The following is a 21024-nucleotide window of genomic DNA, read 5'->3' as shown; positions in this document are numbered from 1 at the left end:
CAGAAGGAAACTATCATGACGTCGCAAAGTTCCACCCCGGTTATTACCAGTATGCAGGTGATCCCTGTCGCCGGGCACGACAGCATGTTGCTGAACCTCAGCGGAGCGCACGCGCCGTACTTCACCCGTAATATCGTGATCCTCCAGGACAATGCGGGCCATACCGGCGTGGGTGAAATCCCTGGCGGCGAGAAAATCCGCCAGACGTTGGAAGATGCCGCTGCGCTGGTAGTGGGTAAAACGCTGGGCGAATACAAAAACGTGATGACCGCGGTGCGTAACCAGTTCGCCGACCGCGATGCCACCGGCCGCGGTCTGCAAACGTTCGACCTGCGCACCACCATTCACGTGGTGACGGGAATCGAAGCCGCGATGCTGGACCTGCTGGGTCAATTCCTGAACGTGCCGGTGGCGGCGTTGCTGGGCGATGGTCAGCAGCGTGACGCGGTGGAGATGCTGGGTTATCTGTTCTACATCGGCGATCGCAACAAGACCGACCTGCCGTACCAGAATCAGTCGAATGAAAAATGCGACTGGTATCGCCTGCGCCACGAAGAGGCGCTGACGCCGGAAACGGTAGTGCGTCTGGCGGAAGCGGCGTACGAAAAATACGGCTTCAACGATTTCAAACTGAAAGGCGGCGTGCTGGCCGGCAGCGAAGAGGCCGAAGCGGTCACCGCGCTGGCTAAACGCTTCCCGCAGGCGCGCATTACGCTGGACCCGAACGGCGCCTGGTCGCTGAACGAGGCGATTGGTCTTGGCAAACAACTGCGCGGCGTGCTGGCTTACGCCGAGGACCCGTGCGGCGCCGAACAGGGCTTCTCCGGCCGTGAAGTGATGGCGGAATTCCGCCGCGCCACCGGGCTGCCCACCGCCACCAACATGATCGCCACCGACTGGCGTCAGATGGGCCACACTATTTCCCTGCAGTCGGTGGATATTCCGCTGGCGGACCCGCACTTCTGGACCATGCAGGGGTCGGTGCGCGTGGCGCAGATGTGCCACGAGTGGGGATTGACCTGGGGCTCGCATTCCAACAACCACTTCGATATTTCGCTGGCGATGTTCACCCACGTGGCTGCCGCCGCGCCGGGTCGGATTACCGCCATTGATACCCACTGGATCTGGCAGGAAGGTAATCAGCGTTTGACCAAAGAGCCGTTACAGATCGTCGGCGGCATGGTCGAAGTGCCGAAGAAACCGGGTCTGGGCGTCGAACTGGATATGGATCAGGTGATGAAGGCCCATGAGCTGTATAAAAACATGGGGCTGGGGGCGCGTAACGACGCCGTCGGCATGCAGTACCTGATCCCCAACTGGACGTTTGATAACAAACGTCCTTGCCTGGTTCGCTAATCCATCGCTGTTCGTTAATTATCGACAGTCGTTAATTGAGGTGCGCCGCCTCATCCGGGGCGGCGAGGTAAAGAGTAAGGACAAAACATGAAGACGCCACTGTTGCCTAACCAATTTCGCCAGGATTTACAGCAGGGGAAAACCCTGATCGGTTGCTGGTGCGCGCTGGGTAATCCTATTTCCACCGAGGTATTGGGACTGGCCGGGTTTGACTGGCTGGTACTGGACGGCGAGCACGCGCCGAACGATATCAACACCTTTATCCCGCAACTGATGGCGCTGAAAGGCAGCCACAGCGCGCCGGTGGTACGTCCGCCCTGCAATGAGCCGGTGATCATCAAGCGATTGCTGGATATTGGTTTCTACAACTTCCTGATCCCGTTTGTGGAAAGTGAAGAAGAGGCGATTCGCGCCGTGGCGTCGACCCGTTATCCGCCGGCCGGTATTCGCGGCGTGTCGGTCGGTCATCGCAGCAACGCCTACGGCACCGAACCGAACTATTTCGCCACCATTAACGACAACATCACCGTGCTGGTGCAGATCGAAACGCAGGAAGGGGTGGACAACCTGGACGCGATCGCCGCGGTGGACGGCGTTGACGGTATTTTCGTCGGCCCGGGCGACCTGTCGGCCGCGCTGGGGTATCTGGGGCAGCCCAACCACCCGGAAGTGCAGAAAGTGATTCGCCATATTTTTGAACGCGCGGCCGCCCACGGTAAGCCGAGCGGCATTCTGGCGCCGGTGGAAGCGGATGCCCGTCGCTATCTGGAATGGGGCGCGCGTTTTGTTGCGGTGGGCAGCGATCTGGGCGTGTTCCGCGGCGCTACGCAGGCGCTGTGCGACAAATTCAAAAAGTAACTTGGATTAATCAGGGCCGCATCGGCCGTAAACATATCTGACCATGTCACTGAATGGACAACGAGGTTATCGCAATGAAAATTGGTTTTATTGGACTGGGTATCATGGGCAAACCGATGAGCAAAAACCTGATCAAAGCGGGTTACTCATTGGTCGTGCTGGACAGAAACAGCGCGGCGGTCGCTGAAGTTGTGGCGGCGGGCGCCACCTCGGCTGAAACGGCGAAAGCCGTGGCTGAGCAGAGCGATATCGTGATTACCATGTTGCCGAACTCCCCTCACGTTAAAGAGGTGGTGCTGGGTGAAAACGGCGTGATTGAAGGCGCGCGTAAAGGCACGGTGGTGATCGACATGAGTTCCATCGCCCCGTTGGCCAGCCGTGAAATTGCCGCGGCGCTGGCGGAAAAAGGCGTCGAGATGCTGGACGCGCCGGTCAGCGGCGGCGAGCCAAAAGCGATCGACGGTACGTTGTCGGTGATGGTGGGCGGCGACAAGGCGGTCTTCGACCGTAGCTATGAGGTGATGAAGGCGATGGCGGGTTCGGTGGTACACACCGGCGATATCGGCGCGGGCAACGTCACCAAGCTGGCGAATCAGGTCATCGTGGCGCTGAATATCGCCGCCATGTCGGAAGCGCTGGTGCTGGCGACCAAAGCCGGCGTGAATCCGGACCTGGTGTATCAGGCGATTCGCGGCGGTCTGGCGGGCAGCACCGTGCTGGATGCCAAAGCGCCGATGGTGATGGACCGCAACTTCAAGCCCGGTTTCCGCATCGACCTGCATATCAAAGATCTGGCCAACGCGCTGGATACGTCTCACGGCGTCGGGGCGCAGCTGCCGCTGACCGCCGCGGTGATGGAAATGATGCAGGCGCTGAAGGCCGATGACCTGGGCGGCGCCGACCACAGCGCGCTGGCTTGTTATTACGAGAAACTGGCGAAAGTGGAAGTTACTCGGTAGTTGACGGGGCGGCGTCGGCGCAAGGCGCGGGGCCGCCCGGTTGACGGAACATTTTTGACTTGCGCCGGTTCCTGGTTGTGTCCCGCAATTGTGCGTGACAGCGGCTGGCGGTCAAATCGCAGCGAGATCGGACGCGAACCGCGTGGTTGGGGAAGCCCAGACACACGTCGGGTCGCGCGGGATACTGCGTTTTGGCCCCGGCTCTGCGCCGGCGACGCGAATAATTGCGGGACACAGCCTACAGCGCGGGTAGTTGATGACGCGAGTCGTTTATGAAAATAGTTATCGCACCGGATTCTTACAAAGAGAGCTTATCCGCCCAGGAAGTGGCGACGCAGATTGAGGCCGGTTTTCGGGAGGTGTTCCCCGACGCCAGCTACGTGAAACTGCCGGTCGCCGATGGGGGAGAGGGAACCGTGGAAGCCATGGTGGCGGCAACCCGCGGTAAAATCGTCAAGGTGAACGTCACCGGTCCGCTGGGCGATGATATCGACGCTTTTTTCGGGCTGTCAGGGGATGAAAAAACGGCGTTTATCGAGATGGCGGCCGCCAGCGGGCTGGAACGGGTGCCGCCGCATCTGCGCAATCCGCTGCTGACCACCAGCTATGGCACCGGCGAGCTGATTCGCAGCGCGCTGGATCACGGCGTTCGCCACTGTATTATCGGCATCGGCGGCAGCGCCACCAACGATGGCGGCGCAGGGATGATGCAGGCGCTGGGCGCGCAGTTGCTGGACGACGCGAAGCAACCGATCGGGTTTGGCGGCGCGGAGTTGGCGCGGCTGGCGCACATTGATATTCATTCGCTGGACCCGCGTATCCGGCAGTGCCGGTTTGAGGTGGCTTGCGATGTCACCAATCCACTGACCGGCAAGCAGGGCGCATCGGCGATATTTGGGCCGCAGAAAGGCGCCACCGAGGCGATGGTAGAACAGTTGGATCAGGCATTACGCCACTATGCGGGCGTGATCCGCAACGATCTGGATATCGACGTGGAGCAGGTGCCGGGCGCGGGCGCCGCCGGCGGCATGGGCGCGGCGTTGCTGGCGTTCTGCGGCGCGGAATTGCGTCGCGGCATTGAGATTGTCACCGAAGCGTTAGGGCTGGATGCGTTGGTCAGGGACGCGTCGCTGGTGATCACCGGCGAAGGCCGTATCGACAGCCAGACTATTCACGGCAAAGTGCCGATCGGCGTTGCTTCTGTGGCTAAACGCTACCACAAACCGGTGATCGGCATTGCCGGCAGCCTGACCGCCGACGTAGGCGTGGTGCACGATCATGGGCTTGATGCGGTATTCAGCGTGCTTTACAACATCTGTTCGCTGGAGGAAGCGCTGGACAACGCCGCCGCCAACGTGCGGATGACTGCGCGCAATATTGCCGCCACCATCAAACTGGCGCAGGCGATTTCCTGAGCTCGTCGCTGGCCGTCACCGCGACGGCTGACCAACCGGCAGGCGCTGCCTTTGCGTGCATCCGCCTGCCTGATGGTATTTCTGGTTTGTTATCGCCGCCGGCGTTTCAGGCTGAGGCTTCCAGCCGTTTGCGTGCCGCTTTTTCCACATTGGTCATTTCGTCCATCAACTCCAGCCATTCCGGCTCCAGTTCATCAGCCGACAGGCCTTTGCGCAGCGACTGTTCGAGGTAGTGACAGATCTGTTTGAGCCGCGGTACGCCGCTATAGCTGCAACTGCCGTGCAGTTTGTGAATGATGTCGACCAGATTGTCCGGTGAGTTGCCCGCCAGCACCGCGTCTACCTGCTGACGGACATCCGGCAGAAAATCCAGCAGCATCGCCAGCAGGTCGCGCGCCAGATCCGGTTTGCTGGCGGCCTGCCGCAACGCCAGATCCCAGTCCAGCGACAGCGGCGATTGCGCCGTGACCGCCATCATCGGCATCGGCGGCGCGGGCAGTTCGCTGGGCGTTTTACAGGCATGGCGCAGCAGCGTCTGGCGCAGCATCTGTTCGTCGATGGGTTTGGACAGATAATCATCCATACCCGATTGCAGCAGCACTTCGCGCTCGCCGCTCATGGTGTGCGCGGTTACCGCCACGATTGGCGTATGCGCGTGCTGCGACAATCGGCGGATATGCTCGCTGGCCTGCAGGCCGTCCATGCCGGGCATCTGTATATCCATCAGAATGATATCCAGATGGGTACCCTGCGCGCGGGCGATAGCGTCGGCGCCGCTTTCGCACAGAATGATGTTTTCCACCTGTTCTTCCAGCAGCGCGCCGATCAGCTTCAGGTTGGCCGGGTTGTCGTCCACCGCCATCACGCTGAGCGGCAAACGGCTGAGCGACGCGGCGGGCGGCGGTAGCGCTCGCTCGCTGCTGTCCTGGCTAAACAGGCTGTTATCCTGCAGCATCGGCAGCAGCCGCGGTGCGGTGATGGGCTTGCTCAGGCTGGCGTGGATGCCGAACGATTTCAACTGCTCCGCTTCCATTTCCGCCATGCTCGGCAGCGCCAGAATCACGCAGGAGGCCAGGCGACAGAAGTCACGAATCTGCGGCGTGAAATCCAACAGCGTATTGCGGTAGTGGATCGGTACGCCGATCAGCAGGATGTCGAAGGTGCGTTCCGGCAACTGTTCCATCGTCGGGCTGTAGCTGACGGTCAGCGGCGTATGCACCAGAATGTCCAGCGTCGCCTGAGCCGCCGCCGGGTTAGCTTCCACATAGGCCAGATGTTTGCCCTGCAAACTATCAAAGTGATAATCAGGCTCCAGCACGTGCGGGTTCATCTGTAGATTAACGGTACACCAGAAGGTGGTGCCCTGATTCAGTTTGCTGTGGAAACTGATGTCGCCGCCCATTTCCCGCACCAGCCGCTGGGTAATCACCAGCCCCAGACCGGTGCCGCCGTGCTGGCGTGAAATACTGGTATCCGCCTGACGGAACGCCTGAAACAGCTGGGTCTGCTGCGCTTCGGCAATGCCGATGCCGGTATCCTTGATCTGGATTTCCAGCAGCACCTGCAAACTCTCCTGCCTGCGCTTTTCGATGCGGATATCAATGTTGCCCTGTTCGGTAAATTTGATGGCGTTGCCCAGCAGATTGGTGATGATTTGCTGCAAGCGCAGCGGGTCGCCGACGAACTGTTCCGGCACGTCATGCTGGATGTTTAGCGTCAGTTCCAGCCCTTTCTCATGGGCGGTATGCGCCAGCAGCATAATCACTTCATCCAGCGTGTTGTGCAGCGAGAACGGGATATTCTCCAGCACCAGTTTCCCGGCTTCCAGCTTGGAGAAGTCCAGTACGTCATTGATGATATTGAGCAGATTGTTGGCGGAGCGCTCAATGGTTTGCAGGTAATCTTTCTGGGTCGGCGTCAGTTGGGTTTTCAGCGTCTGGCGGGTAAAGCCGATGACGCCATTGAGCGGCGTGCGCAGTTCGTGGGACATGTTGGCCAGGAACTCGGATTTGATGCGCGCCGCTTCCTGCGCCCGCTTTTTGGCCAGATCCAGCTCGACGTTCTGGATCTCCATCTGTTCCAGCGTTTCGCGCAGGTCATAGGTAGCCTGATCGATGTTTTGCTGCATCTCCTCATGATAGGCGGTGAGCGACATCGCCATCGAGTTGATGCCGTTTTTCAGCATGTCCAGCTCGCCCAGCATGTGGCCTTCCACCCGGCTGTCCAACTGGCCGCGACGGATACGGTCCACCGTTTCCACCATGTTGCGGATGGGGATGGTGACATCGCGCATCAGCCGATAGGCCAGCAGCATCGCCACGCCCATGCAGAACAGCAATAGCATCGCGGCCATGAACATCTCGCGGTATTGCTGCAACCGGATGGTGTTCAAATCCAGCTCGACTGCGACATAACCCATCGGCGCCTGCCGGCTGATCAGCGTACCGGCGGAGACTTCGCCTTCGTTTTCGATAGGCATCTGCAACACCAGGCACTCTTCTTCGTTTTGCAGCCGCAGGGCGGTCGGCAGCGGATTGCCGGACGGCACCTGCAACAGCTGGCCGTGGGGGTTATTGGGGTTGCTGGTGACGATGAGCTGGTTGCGGGCGTCGAATACGCTGATGGTGCGCACAATGCCGGAATGATGACGATGCAGCATATTGACCAGTTGCCGCAGCGATTCCGGCTGACGCTGGGTCAAGGCATAGGCGCTGTTGACCGCCAGCGGTTGAATGATACTGGCGCCGGCGTCGGCCAACTGTTCCTGCAACTGGTTATAGCGGTGGATGACGAAAAAACTACTGAGCAGCAGACCGATCAGCATGGTCGGGGCCAGAATCAGTATCATCATACGTGCGCGCAGACTGTATTTGGTCATGAGGTTCCAATGTGGGACAATTAAGGTCGACTATTCCATTAAATCAATGACAGCACACTTATGGCGCAATTCTACTCTCCAAACCGGCGCGTGACGACCCGGCAAACCCTTACCGTGACGGCGAATGATCTGGATCCATTCGGACAGGGAGTAGCCCGCCATCAGGGAAAAACGCTGTTCATCCCCGGCGTGCTGCCGGGTGAGCAGGCCGAGGTGCAGTTGACGGAAGAGAAACGCCAGTTTGCCCATGCCCGGCTGCGGCGGTTGTTGACCACCAGCGAAGAGCGCGTGACGCCGCGCTGCCCGCACTTTTCCGTTTGCGGCGGTTGCCAGCAACAGCATGCCAGCCAGCCGTTGCAGCACCGCAGCAAGGCGGCCGCGCTGACACACCTGATGACGCGGGAAACCGGCGCCGTCCCGCCGGAGCCGGAGGTGATCGCCGGATCGGCCTATGCCTACCGCCGCCGCGCGCGCCTTGCATTATACTATCAGGCGAAAACGCGCCGGTTACAGATGGGCTACCGGCAGGCGGGATCGCACGATTTGGTGGATATCGGCGCCTGCCCGATTTTGCGGCCGGAACTGGAAGCGCTGCTGGCGCCGTTGCGCGATTGTCTCGGGCAGTTGCAGGCCGTCCGGCGGCTTGGGCACGTGGAGCTGGTGCTGGCCGAGCAGGGGCCGTTGGTGATCTTGCGCCATCTGGATCCGTTGCGCGACGCTGACCGTCAGGCGCTGACGGCGTTCGCCGCTCAGCATGGCGCGGCGCTGTTTGCGGCGCCGGAAGCCGGCGCGCTGGAATGCCTGCACGGCGACATGCCGTCTTATCGCATCGCCGGATTATCGCTGGCGTTCAGCCCGCGGGATTTCATTCAGGTCAATGACGACATCAACCAGCGTATGGTGGAGCGGGCGTTGACGTGGCTGGATCCGCAGCCGCAGGACCGGGTGCTCGACCTGTTTTGCGGCATGGGCAATTTTACCCTGCCGCTGGCGGCGCGCGCCGCCAGCGTGGTCGGGGTCGAAGGCGTGGCGGCGCTGGTGGACAAAGGGCGGGAAAACGCCCAGCGCAACGGGCTGACGCAGGTCACATTTTATCATCATGACCTGGAAGAGGACGTCACCCGGCAACCGTGGGCGTCGATGGGATTTGATAAGATACTGCTCGATCCGGCCCGCGCCGGCGCGCCGGGCGTGATGCCGCAGATTGTGAAACTGGCTCCCCGGCGGGTGGTGTATATATCCTGTAATCCCACCACGCTGGCGCGGGACAGCAAGGTGCTGATGGCCGCCGGTTATCGTCTGGCCCGGCTGGCCATGCTGGATATGTTTCCACATACCGGACATCTTGAGTCGATGGCACTGTTTTTGCTTGGTTCCGATGGCTCGGTAAAGTAGGGAGAAATTATGGTTGCGGTAAGAAGTGCGCATTTGAATACTGAAGGCAAGTTCGTGCCGGACGCGTGGATTGCCTCCCTGGGTATCGCCAGTAAAACGTCGTGCGAACGCCTCGCCGAAACCTGGCGCTACTGCGAAGAAAAAACAGAAGGCCACCCTGATGCGATGCTGCTGTTGTGGCGCGGCATCGAGATGGTGGAAATCCTCTCCACGCTGAGTATGGATAACGACAGCATGCGCGCGGCGATGCTGTTCCCGCTGGCGGACGCCAACGTGGTGGATGAAGAAACGCTGCGGGAAACCTTCGGCAAGAATATCGTCAATCTGGTGCATGGCGTGCGCGATATGGATGCGATTCGCCAGCTCAAGGCCACCCAGCACGATTCGATGGCCTCCGAGCAGGTGGATAATATCCGCCGTATGCTGCTGGCGATGGTGGAAGATTTCCGTTGCGTGGTGATCAAGCTGGCGGAGCGTATCGCCCACCTGCGCGAAGTGAAGGACGCGCCGGAAGAAGAGCGCGTGCTGGCGGCCAAAGAGTGTACCAATATCTACGCGCCGCTGGCTAACCGGCTGGGTATCGGCCAGCTTAAGTGGGAACTGGAAGATTTCTGCTTCCGCTATCTGCACCCGGATGAGTACAAACGCATCGCCAAACTGCTGCACGAACGCCGTATCGACCGTGAGCAGTACATCGACGATTTCGTCAAAAACCTGCGCGCCTCTATGGCGAAAGAGGAGCTGAAGGCCGAGGTGTATGGCCGGCCTAAACACATCTACAGCATCTGGCGCAAGATGCAGAAGAAATCGCTGTCGTTCGACGAACTGTTCGACGTGCGGGCGGTGCGTATCGTGGTGGAGCGGTTGCAGGACTGCTACGCCGCGCTGGGGATCGTGCATACCCACTATCGTCACCTGCCGGATGAGTTCGACGATTATGTCGCCAACCCCAAACCCAACGGTTATCAGTCGATCCACACCGTGGTGCTGGGGCCGGGCGGCAAGACGCTGGAAATTCAGATTCGTACCCGGCAGATGCACGAAGACGCGGAGCTTGGCGTCGCCGCACACTGGAAATACAAGGAAGGCGCCGCCACCAGCGGACGTTCCGGTTACGAAGAGCGTATCGCCTGGCTGCGTAAATTGCTGGCCTGGCAGGAAGAGATGGCCGACTCGGACGAAATGCTCGACGAAGTGCGCAGCCAGGTGTTCGACGACAGGGTCTATGTGTTTACGCCCAAGGGCGATGTGGTGGATTTGCCGACCGGTTCCACGCCGCTGGATTTTGCCTATCACATCCACAGCGACATCGGCCACCGTTGCATCGGCGCCAAGGTGGGCGGGCGTATCGTGCCGTTCACCTACCAGTTGCAGATGGGCGACCAGATCGAGGTCATCACCCAGAAGCAGCCGAACCCGAGCCGCGACTGGCTGAACCCCAATCTGGGGTACATCACCACCAGCCGCGGACGTTCCAAAATCCACAACTGGTTCCGCAAGCAGGATCGCGACAAGAATATCCTGGCGGGCAAACAGATTCTGGAAGACGAACTGGCGCATCTCGGCGTGAGCCTGAAAATGGCCGAAAAACTGCTGCTGCCGCGTTACAACATCAATTCGATGGATGAATTGCTGGCCGGCATCGGCGGCGGCGATATCCGCCTTAATCAGTTGGTTAACTTCCTGCAGTCGAAGGTGAACCAGCCGAGCGCCGAAGAGCAGGATCGCGAGGCGCTGCGCCAGTTGACGCAGAAATCCCAGCAACCGGCCCAGCGCGCCAGCGCTAAAGACAACGGCCGGGTGGTGGTGGAGGGCGTCGGCAACCTGATGCACCACATCGCGCGTTGCTGTCAGCCGATTCCGGGCGACGATATTATCGGTTTCATCACCCGCGGACGCGGCATTTCCATCCACCGTGCGGACTGCGAACAGCTCGACGACCTGCGCAGTCACGCGCCGGAGCGTATTGTCGAAGCGGTATGGGGCGAAAGCTACTCCAGCGGCTATTCGTTGGTGGTACGGGTGACCGCTAACGATCGCAGCGGCCTGTTGCGTGACATCACCACCATTCTGGCTAACGAAAAGGTCAATGTGTTGGGGGTTTCAAGCCGCAGCGACGTGAAGCAGCAGCTCGCCACTATCGACATGGACATCGAGATCTACAACCTGCAGGTGCTGGGCCGGGTGCTGGCCAAGCTCAATCAACTGCCGGATGTGATCGACGCCCGGCGCTTGCAGGGCAATTGATACTGTTGTTACTACCCTAAGGCGGGCCTGTCCCGCCTTTATCATGTCATTATCAGGATTATTATGAATTCATCCGCCATCGAGCGCTTACTCCACATCATGCAGCAACTGCGCGACCCGGAAACCGGTTGCCCGTGGGATCGCGAGCAGACGTTTGACACCATCGCCCCTTACACGCTGGAGGAAACCTACGAGGTGCTCGACGCCATCAGCCGTAAGGATTTCGACGACCTGCGCAGCGAACTGGGCGACCTGCTGTTTCAGGTGGTGTTTTACGCCCGCATGGCGCAAGAGCAAGGGCTGTTTGATTTCTCGGACGTGTGTGACGCCATTAGCGACAAGCTGGAACGCCGCCATCCGCATATCTTCGGCGATGCCACGCTGCCGGACAGCGACGCGGTGCTGGCTAACTGGGAGCAGACCAAGGCGCAGGAGCGGGCGGAAAAAGATCGTCATTCGCAGTTGGACGACATCCCGCAGGCGCTGCCGGCGCTGATGCAGGCGCATAAAATCCAGCAGCGCTGCGCCGCCGTCGGTTTCGACTGGACCACGCTCGGACCGGTGGTGGACAAACTGTACGAAGAGATCGACGAGGTGATGGTCGAAGCGCAGCAGGCGGTGATCGACCCGGAAAAACTGGGCGAAGAAATTGGCGATATGCTGTTTGCGGCGGTCAATCTGTCTCGCCATCTCGGACACAAGGCGGAAATCGCACTGCAGCAGGCCAATCGCAAGTTCACCCGCCGTTTCCAGCAGGTGGAGCAACTGATTGGCGAAAGCGGCAAATCCCTTGCCGACGCCACGCTTGATGAGATGGAAGCAGCCTGGCAACAGGTAAAAGCATCAGAAAAAAAGGATTGAAATCATTTCCTGAACGAAAGTCGGGTTTTCCCCGGTTTTTGGCGCTATCCGGCTGATTTTAAACCCGGTCATCGTCTCCCGCGTGGGTGGGAGATACCGCATCAGCCGGAGCCTGTCAACGTCACAAAGGGTAAAACGATCATTTGTGACGCCTCCCAGGTTCGGGTATACTACTTTCCCGTCCTGGTCTTTCCATCGTCCTTAAACCTAAACTTTCAGGTTCAGCATGACAACTAATTATATTTTTGTGACCGGCGGGGTCGTATCCTCTCTGGGTAAAGGCATTGCCGCAGCCTCTCTCGCGGCTATTCTCGAAGCCCGTGGCCTCAACGTGACCATCATGAAACTGGACCCGTATATCAATGTGGATCCGGGCACGATGAGCCCGACGCAGCACGGCGAAGTGTTCGTCACCGAAGATGGCGCCGAAACCGACCTCGATCTGGGTCACTACGAGCGTTTTATTCGCACAAAGATGACGCGCCGCAATAACTTCACCACCGGACGCATTTATTCTGACGTTCTGCGCAAGGAGCGTCGGGGCGACTATCTGGGGGCGACCATTCAGGTTATCCCGCACATCACCAACGCCATTAAAGAACGCATTATCGAAGGCGGCGAAGGCCACGACGTGGTGCTGGTGGAAATCGGCGGTACGGTCGGCGATATCGAATCGCTGCCGTTCCTTGAAGCGATTCGCCAGATGGCGGTGGAAGTGGGCCGCGAGCACACCCTGTTCATGCATCTGACGCTGGTGCCGTACATGGCGGCGGCGGGTGAAGTGAAAACCAAGCCGACCCAGCACTCCGTGAAAGAACTGCTGTCCATCGGTATCCAGCCTGATGTATTGATCTGCCGTTCCGACCGCACCGTGCCGGCTAACGAACGCGCAAAAATCGCGCTGTTCTGCAACGTGCCGGAAAAAGCGGTCATCTCGCTGAAGGATATTGATTCTATTTATAAAATTCCGGCGCTATTGAAATCTCAGGGTCTGGACGATTATATTTGTAAACGATTCAGCTTGAACTGTCCGGAAGCAAACCTGTCAGAATGGGAACAGGTTATTTACGAAGAAGCCAATCCGGGCGGCGAAGTGACCATCGGCATGGTCGGCAAGTACGTAGAACTGCCGGATGCCTACAAGTCAGTGATTGAAGCGCTGAAACATGGCGGTCTGAAGAACCGCCTGACGGTCAACATCAAGCTCATTGATTCGCAGGACGTGGAAACGCGCGGCGTCGATGTGCTGAAAGGGTTAGACGCGATTCTGGTGCCGGGCGGGTTCGGCTACCGCGGGGTGGAAGGGAAAATCATGGCGGCGCGCTATGCCCGCGAGAACAACATCCCGTACCTTGGCATCTGTCTGGGTATGCAGGTGGCGCTGATGGAGTTCGCCCGCAATGTCGCCGGTATGGAAGGCGCCAACTCCACCGAGTTTGTGCCAGACTGTAAATACCCGGTGGTGGCGCTGATTACCGAATGGCGTGACGCCGAGGGTAATATCGAAGTGCGCAGCGAAGACGGCGATCTCGGCGGCACCATGCGCGTAGGCGGGCAGCAGTGCCATCTGACTGAAGGCAGCCTGGTGCGCCAGATGTACGGTGAGCCGACGATCATTGAGCGTCATCGTCACCGTTACGAAGTCAACAATATGCTGTTGAAACAGATTGAGGCGGCGGGATTGCGTGTTGCTGGTGTCTCCGCCGACCGTAAGCTGGTGGAGATTATCGAGATCCCTGATCATCCGTGGTTTGTGGCTTGTCAGTTCCATCCGGAATTCACGTCCACGCCGCGTGACGGGCACCCGCTGTTTGCCGGCTTTGTGAAAGCCGCCGGGGCGTACCAGAAGCGTCAGGTGAAGTAAGGTTTTACCGGTGAAATGAGTTTTGCAGCAACGCGCGGTCTTCTGATCGCGCGTTGCCGTCTGAGGTTTTAGTTTAACTTGTACTGAGGAAAATCTGATGTCCAAAATCGTTAAAGTCATTGGCCGTGAAATCATCGACTCACGCGGAAACCCGACCGTTGAAGCTGAAGTTCATCTGGAAGGTGGTTTCGTCGGTCTGGCTGCGGCACCGTCAGGTGCTTCCACGGGTTCCCGCGAAGCGCTGGAACTGCGTGACGGCGACAAATCCCGTTTCCTGGGCAAAGGCGTGACCAAAGCCGTTGCTGCGGTAAACGGTCCGATCGCACAGGCTATTCTGGGCAAAGACGCCAAGGATCAGGCTGCCATCGACAAGATCATGATCGACCTGGACGGCACTGAAAACAAATCCAACTTCGGCGCCAACGCCATTCTGGCCGTTTCTCTGGCTTCAGCTAAAGCTGCTGCGGCTTCTAAAGGCCTGCCGCTGTATGCTCACATCGCTGAACTGAACGGCACCCCGGGCAAATACTCCATGCCGCTGCCGATGATGAACATCATCAACGGTGGTGAACACGCCGACAACAACGTCGACATCCAGGAATTCATGATTCAGCCGGTTGGCGCGAAAACCGTGAAAGAAGCCATCCGTATGGGTTCTGAAGTTTTCCATCACCTGGCTAAAGTGCTGAAAGGCAAAGGCCTGAACACCGCTGTTGGCGACGAAGGCGGCTACGCGCCGAACCTGGGTTCCAACGCCGAAGCGCTGGCTGTTATCGCTGAAGCGGTGAAAGCGGCTGGTTACGTGCTGGGCAAAGACATCACGCTGGCGATGGACTGCGCTGCATCTGAATTCTACAAAGACGGTAAATACGTTCTGGCTGGCGAAGGCAACAAAGCGTTCACCTCTGAAGAATTCACCCACTTCCTGGAAGAGCTGACCAAACAGTACCCGATCGTATCCATCGAAGACGGTCTGGACGAATCCGACTGGGCTGGCTTTGCTTACCAGACCAAAGTGCTGGGCGACAAAATCCAGCTGGTGGGCGACGACCTGTTCGTAACCAACACCAAGATCCTGAAAGAAGGTATCGAGAAAGGCATCGCTAACTCCATCCTGATCAAATTCAACCAGATCGGTTCTCTGACCGAAACGCTGGCTGCTATCAAGATGGCGAAAGACGCAGGCTACACCGCTGTGATCTCTCACCGTTCCGGCGAAACCGAAGACGCTACCATCGCCGACCTGGCGGTAGGTACTGCGGCTGGCCAGATCAAGACCGGTTCCATGAGCCGTTCTGACCGTGTGGCTAAATACAACCAGCTGATTCGTATCGAAGAAGCGCTGGGTGATTCTGCACCGTTCAACGGCCTGAAAGAAGTGAAAGGCCAGGCGTAAGCGCCTGCCGACCGGCGAACTCGACTCGCCGGTCATCACGTCTGACAATCCGGAAGCATTTCTGCTTCCGGATTTTTTTTGCCTGCCGGTTGGCCTCTGTGCGGTTTTATGGCCCGCTATCAGCCTGCCTGATTCTGCGCTGAATCATGTGAATTGCGAGCGTGCTTCCAGACTTTTCTGCCCCGTTGGGTCATGGGCATGACAAAGAATGAACCCGATCCCAAATCCCTTCTTCCCTGCATGCGAGCAGCGTCTCTACCCGCTAGAGTAATTTTGGACCGTAGGTTCTGTTGATTCGAAATCGTATTTCGACCAGAAGTTTGAAGCCGATCGGTTGGTTCTTCCCGCGGATGCCAGTAGCGGCGATGGGGTGGCAAACGCGCAAAGGTTTTTGCCTTGCCGCCTCGTTACCTTAACGCTACGGCGGCAACGATGTTTTTTGGTCCGCCGCAACACCTTCATAAATAAATCAATGAGGAAGGATGGCGATGAAAACACGTAAAATTGGGCTGGCGAATTACCTGGCCTACGGTTCCGGCGATTTCCTCGGGGCCGGCACCACGGCGCTCACCGCCGGCTGGCTGCTCTATTTTTACACCACGTTTTGCGGCCTGACGCCTATCGAGGCGACCTTTATTTTTGCCATGGCCAGGGTACTGGATGCGGTGGTCAGTCCGCTGATGGGGTTCCTGACCGATAATTTCGGCTCTACCTGGCTGGGCAAACGCTTCGGGCGCCGTAAATTTTTTATTTTGCTCGGCATTCCCTGTGTCTTCAGCTACAGCCTGATGTGGGTCGGCCACATGGATTACTGGTACTACCTGATTACCTACCTGCTGTTTGACGTCATCTACACCATGGTGCTGGTGCCGTATGAAACGCTGGTGCCGGAAATGACCGATGATTTCAAACAGAAGACCAAGTTCTCCGGCGCGCGTATCGCGCTGGCGCAACTGTCGGCGATTCTGGCGGCGTTTCTGCCCGGTATCCTGCTGGGGTACTTCGGCAAAGACAATGCGGTGTCCTTCTTCTACTCCAGTCTGGTGTTCTCGGTGATCTGCGCCTGCGTGCTGGCGCTGGTGTACTTCTTCACCTGGGAGCGGCCGCGCGATCAAATGTCGGAAGCCTCGCTGCAGGCGGAAAAAGAACGCCAGTCGCTGACGCTGGGGCAGAGTCTCAGACGCCTGAACATTGAACTGTTGTCCACGCTGCGTATCCGCATCTTCCGTCAGCATCTGGGGATGTATCTGGGTGGATATATCGCACAGGACGTGTTCAACGCGGTGTTCACTTACTACGTGGTGTTCGTGCTGATGCAAAGCCCGACCATGGCGTCCAACCTGATGGGGACGATGGCGATCCTGCAGTTTATTTCGGTGATTGCGATGATCCCGCTGTGCATCAAGTTCGGCCCGGCGCCGTCCTACCGTATGGTGGTCTGCCTGTTTGGTCTGAGCGCGCTCTCCTATGGCTTTCTGTACTACAGCGGCATGCATTCGGCGTTTTCGCTGTTGTTGCTGGTGTCCGGCCTGGCTGGTCTGGGCCGCGGCGGCATCAACTATGTGCCCTGGAATACTTATACCTACATCGCTGACGTGGATGAAGTCATCACCGCTCAGCGCCGTGAAGGGATCTTCGCCGGCATTATGACCCTGACCCGTAAAGCCTCTCAGGCCGGCGCGGTGATGCTGGTGGGCGTGGTGCTGCAGTTGTCCGGCTTTGTTTCCGGTCAGAGCGTGCAGGCGCCGGGCGTCAGCCACACCATTCTGATGGTGCTGTGTTTCGGCACTGTCGGGGTACTGGCGTTAGGCTTCCTGGTGTCGCTGCGCTTCAAGCTGAACCTGCAAACGCATGAAGTGCTGCGTCAGGAAACGGCGAAAATGCGCGAAGCAGGCCGCATCGTACCGGAAAAAGTCACGCCGGAAGCCCGTGCCACGGTGGAAATGCTGGCCGGTATGCCATACGAATCCCTGTGGGGGAACAACAACATTGGTTATCTCAATCGTCACAAGGCGCCGGCCCGGCCGATCACCGGCGGAACGCCTCACCACGGCGTGCATTAAGCCGTGCTGTGCAGATTGATGCGTATCGAGAAGTCATCGATTGATAGTTAATAAAACTGGAATCGGATATCTGTTATGACCATTTTTCCTGTAAAACATAGCGCGCTGCTGCGCCAGCCCGAATACTTCATCTCCCGGGACGATTTAAAGGCGTTGATTTGCCGGGTGACCGACAATCTGATCAATATTGAGGATAAAACCGGTGAATTCCTGCTGCGGCTGGATGACGGCCGGGTGATCGATACCAAAGGCTGGGCCGGCTGGGAGTGGACGCATGGCATCGGGCTGTACGGCATCTACCAGTATTATCGTCAGACCGGCGACGAGCGGATGCGCGCCATCATCGATGAATGGTTCACCGCCCGGCTGGAAGAGGGCACGCCGACCAAAAACGTCAATACCGTGTGTCCGTTCCTGACGCTGGCTTACCGTTATGAAGAAACCGGCGACAGCCGTTGGGTGCCGTATCTCGAACGCTGGGCGGAATGGGTGATGTACGACATGCCGCGCACCCACAAGAACGGTTTGCAGCATATCGTCTACAACAGCGAAAACACCGATCAACTGTGGGACGACACGTTGATGATGAGCGTGCTGCCGCTGGCGAAAATCGGTAAGCTGCTCAACCGCCCCGAATTTGTAGAAGAAGCCACCTACCAGTTCCTGCTGCACGTGCAGTACCTGATGGATCGCCAGAGCGGCCTGTGGTTCCACGGCTGGACTTTCGACGGTAACCACAGTTTTGCGCAGGCCCGCTGGGCGCGCGGCAACAGCTGGCTGACCATCGTGATCCCGGAATTCATCGAATTGCTGGATCTGCCCGAACACAACGCCACCCGTCGTTTTCTGATTCAGGTGCTGGAAAGTCAGGTGGAAGCGCTGGCGAAGTATCAGGACGACAGCGGCCTATGGCACACCTTACTGGATGACCCGACCTCGTATCTGGAAAGCTCGGCGACCGCCGGGTTTGCCTACGGTATCCTCAAAGCGGTGCGCAAGCGCTATATCGATCGTCGCTACGCCGACGTGGCGGAAAAAGCGATGCGCGGCGTGGTAGCGAATATCAGCGAGAACGGAGAGTTGCTGAACGTCTCCTTTGGGACGGCGATGGGTAAGGATCTGGACTACTACCGCCAGATTCCGCTGACCTCGATGCCATACGGTCAGGCGATGGCGATTCTGTGTCTGTCGGAGTATTTGCGCGTCTATCTGTAAAACGTGTCGAAGAGATAGCGAGTTTTGGACGGGCTTCCAGTGGAAGCCCGTTTTTTGAGGCTTGTGTGACTCACAACCCCGACAGACTGTAATTGACCGGCAACCAGCGGTAACCGTTGGTTTTACCGTTAGCGTCATGCTGTAGCGCCACATGACCGATGCCGGGGAACGGCATGTGCGCGCCCGCTACCCAGTAACCCTGCTTCACCGTTTCTTTCAGCAATGCATCGCGGGTGCGAACCGCCTGCTCGCTATCAGAGTCAAACGCGATGGCGGTGTCCGGCAGCGGCATTTGTACCGCTTCGGCGTGCACGATATCACCCCACAGCAGGATTTTCTGGCCGTCGCTGTTGACCAGGAACGATGTATGGCCGGGGGTATGACCTGGCGTCGGCACGGCGGTAATGCTGGCGGGCAGTGACTGATGATCGGTGAAGGTCTTGAGTTTGCCGGCTTCGCGGATATGGCGGAACACTTCCTGCACGCGCTCAAATCCGGCTTTTTTGTCCTGCGGCGCTTTTTTCAGATTGTCCGGGTTTAGCCAGAAATCGGTGTCTTTCTGGTTCACGTAAATGGTGGCGTTGGGGTAAACCAGTTTTCCGTCGCTGACCAGTCCGCCGAAGTGATCGGCATGCAGGTGAGTCACCAGTACGCTATCGACCTGCTCCGGTTTGTACCCGGCGGCTTTCAGGTTGGCCAGCGTCTTACCGGTGGTTTTTCCACCCAACGCGCCGGTGCCGCTATCAACCAAAATCAGGTTTTTTCCGGTATTGATCAGAAACGCGTTGATAGAGGTTTCCACCTGCGGTTTCAGGTAGCTGGCTTCCAGCAGGCTGACGATTTTCTCCCGCGGCGTGCGGGTGAGCAGCTTGTCCATCGGCATGGTGTTGGTACCGTCGGACAGCGCGGTGATTTCATACTGCCCGACCATAATGCGGTAATAACCGGGCTGAGTTTTAACCTGGGCGACCGCTTCGGCATTGGCGAATGCCGGAACCAGAGATAATGACAAACAGAAAACAGCAAGGGGCTTTAATAACGTCATCTTACATTTCCTTATTTGTAAATATACCTTTCATCTTCCACATTGCAGCCGGCAGCGCTCAAATCGGCTTACGCAAACTTGCCGCGCATGCCCGTCGCTTACTGCGGTAAGCAAGCCCAGGGGATTCATGCTGTTACCGCGTTCTACCTTGCCCTAAGGGGCCAACGCGTTGCGTTGTTCAAAACGCAAGCATTTTGTCCTGCAATGCGAGATCGATTGGCGATAGAGGTATGGTCGCATCATGTGCGACCTGTTGATTATTAACCGGGAATCGCACAGGCACAAATTTCGGGCAGCCGTTCTTTTTGGTTATTGCATCCGGCGGTTTGGCATGGCTTGCGCTATCGGCGATAATAGTGGTTTAGCCAGAAGGAATAATGAAACACGATGCTTTACCCGATTAACGAAATGTTCCAGACCCTACAGGGCGAAGGTTTTTTCACCGGCGTCCCGGCGGTGTTTATCCGTTTGCAAGGGTGCCCGGTGGGGTGCAGCTGGTGCGATACCAAACATACCTGGGAAAAACTGCCTGAGCGGCAGATTCCGCTGGCGGAGGTACTGGTTAAAAGCGGGGAAAGCGACGCCTGGAGCGGTTCCAGCGTTGAGGATCTGTTGCAGCAGATGGCATTGCAGGGGTACAGCGCCAGACACGTGGTGATTACCGGCGGCGAGCCTTGTATCCACGATCTGACGCCGTTGACGCAGACGCTGGAGCAGCGGGGGTTCAGTACTCAGATCGAAACCAGCGGCACCCACGAAGTACGCTGCTCACCCGATTGCTGGGTGACGGTTTCTCCCAAAGTGAATATGCGCGGCGGTCTGGCGGTATTGGATCAGGCGCTGCAACGGGCGAATGAAATCAAACATCCGGTGGCGCGCGAGCGGGATATTGAGGCGCTGGATGCGTTGCTGGCAAGACTGGATGACGACAAGGCGCGGGTTGTGGCGTTGCAGCCGATTAGTCAGAAGGACGACGCCACCCGGCTGTGTATTGAAACCTGCATCGCCCGCAACTGGCGTTTATCGATGCAGACCCACAAATACCTCAATATTGCCTGATGGGCGTCGTTTTAGCTGATAGCCGCGCAGGCCGCTGACTCAGTCGTCCTCGCCGCGGTATACGCAACCGGCGGTGCAGGTTTCTTTGACGGTCACCGCGCTTAATAATGGCAGCGTCGGTTTGAGTTGCTGCCAGATCCAGCGCGCCAGCACTTCGCTGGTAGGGTTTTCCAGCCCTGGAATATCGTTCAGGTAATGGTGATCCAACTGTTCCCAGGTGGGTTTGAATGCGGCTTTCAACTCGGCGAAATCCATCACCCAGCCGGTATAAGGATCGACCTCACCGGTAATTTCCAGACGAACCATGAACGAATGACCATGCAGGCGGCCGCATTTATGGCCGTTCGGCACATGGGGAAGCCGGTGCGCGGCTTCGAACTGGAAATCTTTAAACAGTGTGGTTGGCATGGTGA

Annotated in this window: 15 protein-coding genes; 12 read left to right on the top strand and 3 right to left on the bottom strand. The window is 58.2% G+C overall.

Annotated elements, in window-relative coordinates; all coding sequences use genetic code 11:
- Positions 1-15 precede the first annotated feature (15 nt).
- The 4 genes from gudD (at position 16) to CPA59_RS18135 (ending at position 4588) form a co-directional block, all read left to right on the top strand.
- On the top strand, positions 16-1356 hold the full coding sequence (gudD, locus tag CPA59_RS18150) for a glucarate dehydratase (protein ID WP_038920075.1): 1341 nt from the start codon (positions 16-18) through the stop codon (positions 1354-1356).
- An 87-nt stretch (positions 1357-1443) separates the two neighbouring features.
- The gene (gene garL, locus CPA59_RS18145; RefSeq protein ID WP_022634690.1) at positions 1444-2214 is read left to right on the top strand and encodes a 2-dehydro-3-deoxyglucarate aldolase; all 771 of its coding nucleotides are present in this window, start codon (positions 1444-1446) and stop codon (positions 2212-2214) included.
- A gap of 68 nt (positions 2215-2282) precedes the next feature.
- Positions 2283-3173 carry a 2-hydroxy-3-oxopropionate reductase gene (gene garR / locus CPA59_RS18140; protein WP_038669312.1) on the top strand — a complete coding sequence of 297 codons (891 nt, stop codon included), beginning with the start codon at positions 2283-2285 and terminating at the stop codon, positions 3171-3173.
- 272 nt (positions 3174-3445) lie between these two features.
- A complete protein-coding gene (locus CPA59_RS18135; protein WP_107760298.1) occupies positions 3446-4588 on the top strand; it encodes a glycerate kinase in 1143 nt (380 codons plus the stop codon).
- 106 nt (positions 4589-4694) lie between these two features.
- Here the strand turns inward: CPA59_RS18135 and barA are convergent, their stop codons facing one another.
- Positions 4695-7466: a two-component sensor histidine kinase BarA gene (gene barA / locus CPA59_RS18130; RefSeq protein WP_038920073.1), complete on the bottom strand. Its 2772-nt coding sequence runs from the start codon at positions 7464-7466 to the stop codon at positions 4695-4697.
- 60 nt (positions 7467-7526) lie between these two features.
- Between barA and rlmD the strand changes: the two genes are divergently transcribed.
- From rlmD to CPA59_RS18095, 7 genes are all read left to right on the top strand, one after another.
- A complete protein-coding gene (gene rlmD, locus CPA59_RS18125; protein WP_107760296.1) occupies positions 7527-8861 on the top strand; it encodes a 23S rRNA (uracil(1939)-C(5))-methyltransferase RlmD in 1335 nt (444 codons plus the stop codon).
- A 9-nt stretch (positions 8862-8870) separates the two neighbouring features.
- Positions 8871-11108 (top strand): GTP diphosphokinase, encoded by a 2238-nt coding sequence (gene relA, locus CPA59_RS18120; RefSeq protein ID WP_038666178.1) that lies wholly within the window; start codon positions 8871-8873, stop codon positions 11106-11108.
- 63 nt (positions 11109-11171) lie between these two features.
- Positions 11172-11969, top strand: a complete 798-nt coding sequence (gene mazG, locus CPA59_RS18115) for a nucleoside triphosphate pyrophosphohydrolase (RefSeq protein ID WP_049853858.1) — start codon at positions 11172-11174, stop codon at positions 11967-11969.
- Positions 11970-12195: 226 nt separating this feature from the next.
- Positions 12196-13833: a glutamine hydrolyzing CTP synthase gene (pyrG, locus tag CPA59_RS18110; RefSeq protein WP_038920069.1), complete on the top strand. Its 1638-nt coding sequence runs from the start codon at positions 12196-12198 to the stop codon at positions 13831-13833.
- A 97-nt stretch (positions 13834-13930) separates the two neighbouring features.
- Entirely contained in the window at positions 13931-15229 is a 1299-nt protein-coding gene (gene eno, locus CPA59_RS18105; RefSeq protein ID WP_038666183.1) for a phosphopyruvate hydratase, read from the top strand.
- Between the two features lie 488 nt (positions 15230-15717).
- Positions 15718-17292, top strand: coding sequence for an MFS transporter (locus CPA59_RS18100; RefSeq protein ID WP_038920068.1), 1575 nt, complete (start codon positions 15718-15720; stop codon positions 17290-17292).
- Positions 17293-17367: 75 nt separating this feature from the next.
- Positions 17368-18507 carry a glycoside hydrolase family 105 protein gene (locus CPA59_RS18095; protein WP_107760294.1) on the top strand — a complete coding sequence of 380 codons (1140 nt, stop codon included), beginning with the start codon at positions 17368-17370 and terminating at the stop codon, positions 18505-18507.
- A 70-nt stretch (positions 18508-18577) separates the two neighbouring features.
- On the opposite strand, the gene CPA59_RS18090 is transcribed toward CPA59_RS18095, so the two are convergent.
- On the bottom strand, positions 18578-19552 hold the full coding sequence (locus CPA59_RS18090) for an MBL fold metallo-hydrolase (RefSeq protein ID WP_107760292.1): 975 nt from the start codon (positions 19550-19552) through the stop codon (positions 18578-18580).
- Between the two features lie 387 nt (positions 19553-19939).
- On the opposite strand from CPA59_RS18090, the gene queE reads away from it, so the two are divergent.
- Positions 19940-20611 carry a 7-carboxy-7-deazaguanine synthase QueE gene (gene queE / locus CPA59_RS18085; RefSeq protein WP_038920065.1) on the top strand — a complete coding sequence of 224 codons (672 nt, stop codon included), beginning with the start codon at positions 19940-19942 and terminating at the stop codon, positions 20609-20611.
- A gap of 39 nt (positions 20612-20650) precedes the next feature.
- On the opposite strand, the gene queD is transcribed toward queE, so the two are convergent.
- Positions 20651-21019 (bottom strand): 6-carboxytetrahydropterin synthase QueD, encoded by a 369-nt coding sequence (gene queD / locus CPA59_RS18080; RefSeq protein WP_033569254.1) that lies wholly within the window; start codon positions 21017-21019, stop codon positions 20651-20653.
- Positions 21020-21024 lie beyond the last annotated feature (5 nt).

It is taken from the genome of Dickeya sp. Secpp 1600, from assembly GCF_003049805.1.
GTDB lineage: Bacteria > Pseudomonadota > Gammaproteobacteria > Enterobacterales > Enterobacteriaceae > Dickeya > Dickeya fangzhongdai.
This window is presented reverse-complemented; position numbering and strand designations above follow the sequence as displayed.

Coding starts and splice junctions, on each gene's coding strand:
- eno (WP_038666183.1), top strand. CDS start 13,931: ATGTCCAAAATCGTTAAAGTCATTGGCCGTGAAATCATCGACTCACGC.
- CPA59_RS18100 (WP_038920068.1), top strand. CDS start 15,718: ATGAAAACACGTAAAATTGGGCTGGCGAATTACCTGGCCTACGGTTCC.
- mazG (WP_049853858.1), top strand. CDS start 11,172: ATGAATTCATCCGCCATCGAGCGCTTACTCCACATCATGCAGCAACTG.
- garL (WP_022634690.1), top strand. CDS start 1,444: ATGAAGACGCCACTGTTGCCTAACCAATTTCGCCAGGATTTACAGCAG.
- pyrG (WP_038920069.1), top strand. CDS start 12,196: ATGACAACTAATTATATTTTTGTGACCGGCGGGGTCGTATCCTCTCTG.
- barA (WP_038920073.1), bottom strand. CDS start 7,466: ATGACCAAATACAGTCTGCGCGCACGTATGATGATACTGATTCTGGCC.
- CPA59_RS18095 (WP_107760294.1), top strand. CDS start 17,368: ATGACCATTTTTCCTGTAAAACATAGCGCGCTGCTGCGCCAGCCCGAA.
- queD (WP_033569254.1), bottom strand. CDS start 21,019: ATGCCAACCACACTGTTTAAAGATTTCCAGTTCGAAGCCGCGCACCGG.
- CPA59_RS18090 (WP_107760292.1), bottom strand. CDS start 19,552: ATGACGTTATTAAAGCCCCTTGCTGTTTTCTGTTTGTCATTATCTCTG.
- rlmD (WP_107760296.1), top strand. CDS start 7,527: ATGGCGCAATTCTACTCTCCAAACCGGCGCGTGACGACCCGGCAAACC.
- queE (WP_038920065.1), top strand. CDS start 19,940: ATGCTTTACCCGATTAACGAAATGTTCCAGACCCTACAGGGCGAAGGT.
- relA (WP_038666178.1), top strand. CDS start 8,871: ATGGTTGCGGTAAGAAGTGCGCATTTGAATACTGAAGGCAAGTTCGTG.
- CPA59_RS18135 (WP_107760298.1), top strand. CDS start 3,446: ATGAAAATAGTTATCGCACCGGATTCTTACAAAGAGAGCTTATCCGCC.
- gudD (WP_038920075.1), top strand. CDS start 16: ATGACGTCGCAAAGTTCCACCCCGGTTATTACCAGTATGCAGGTGATC.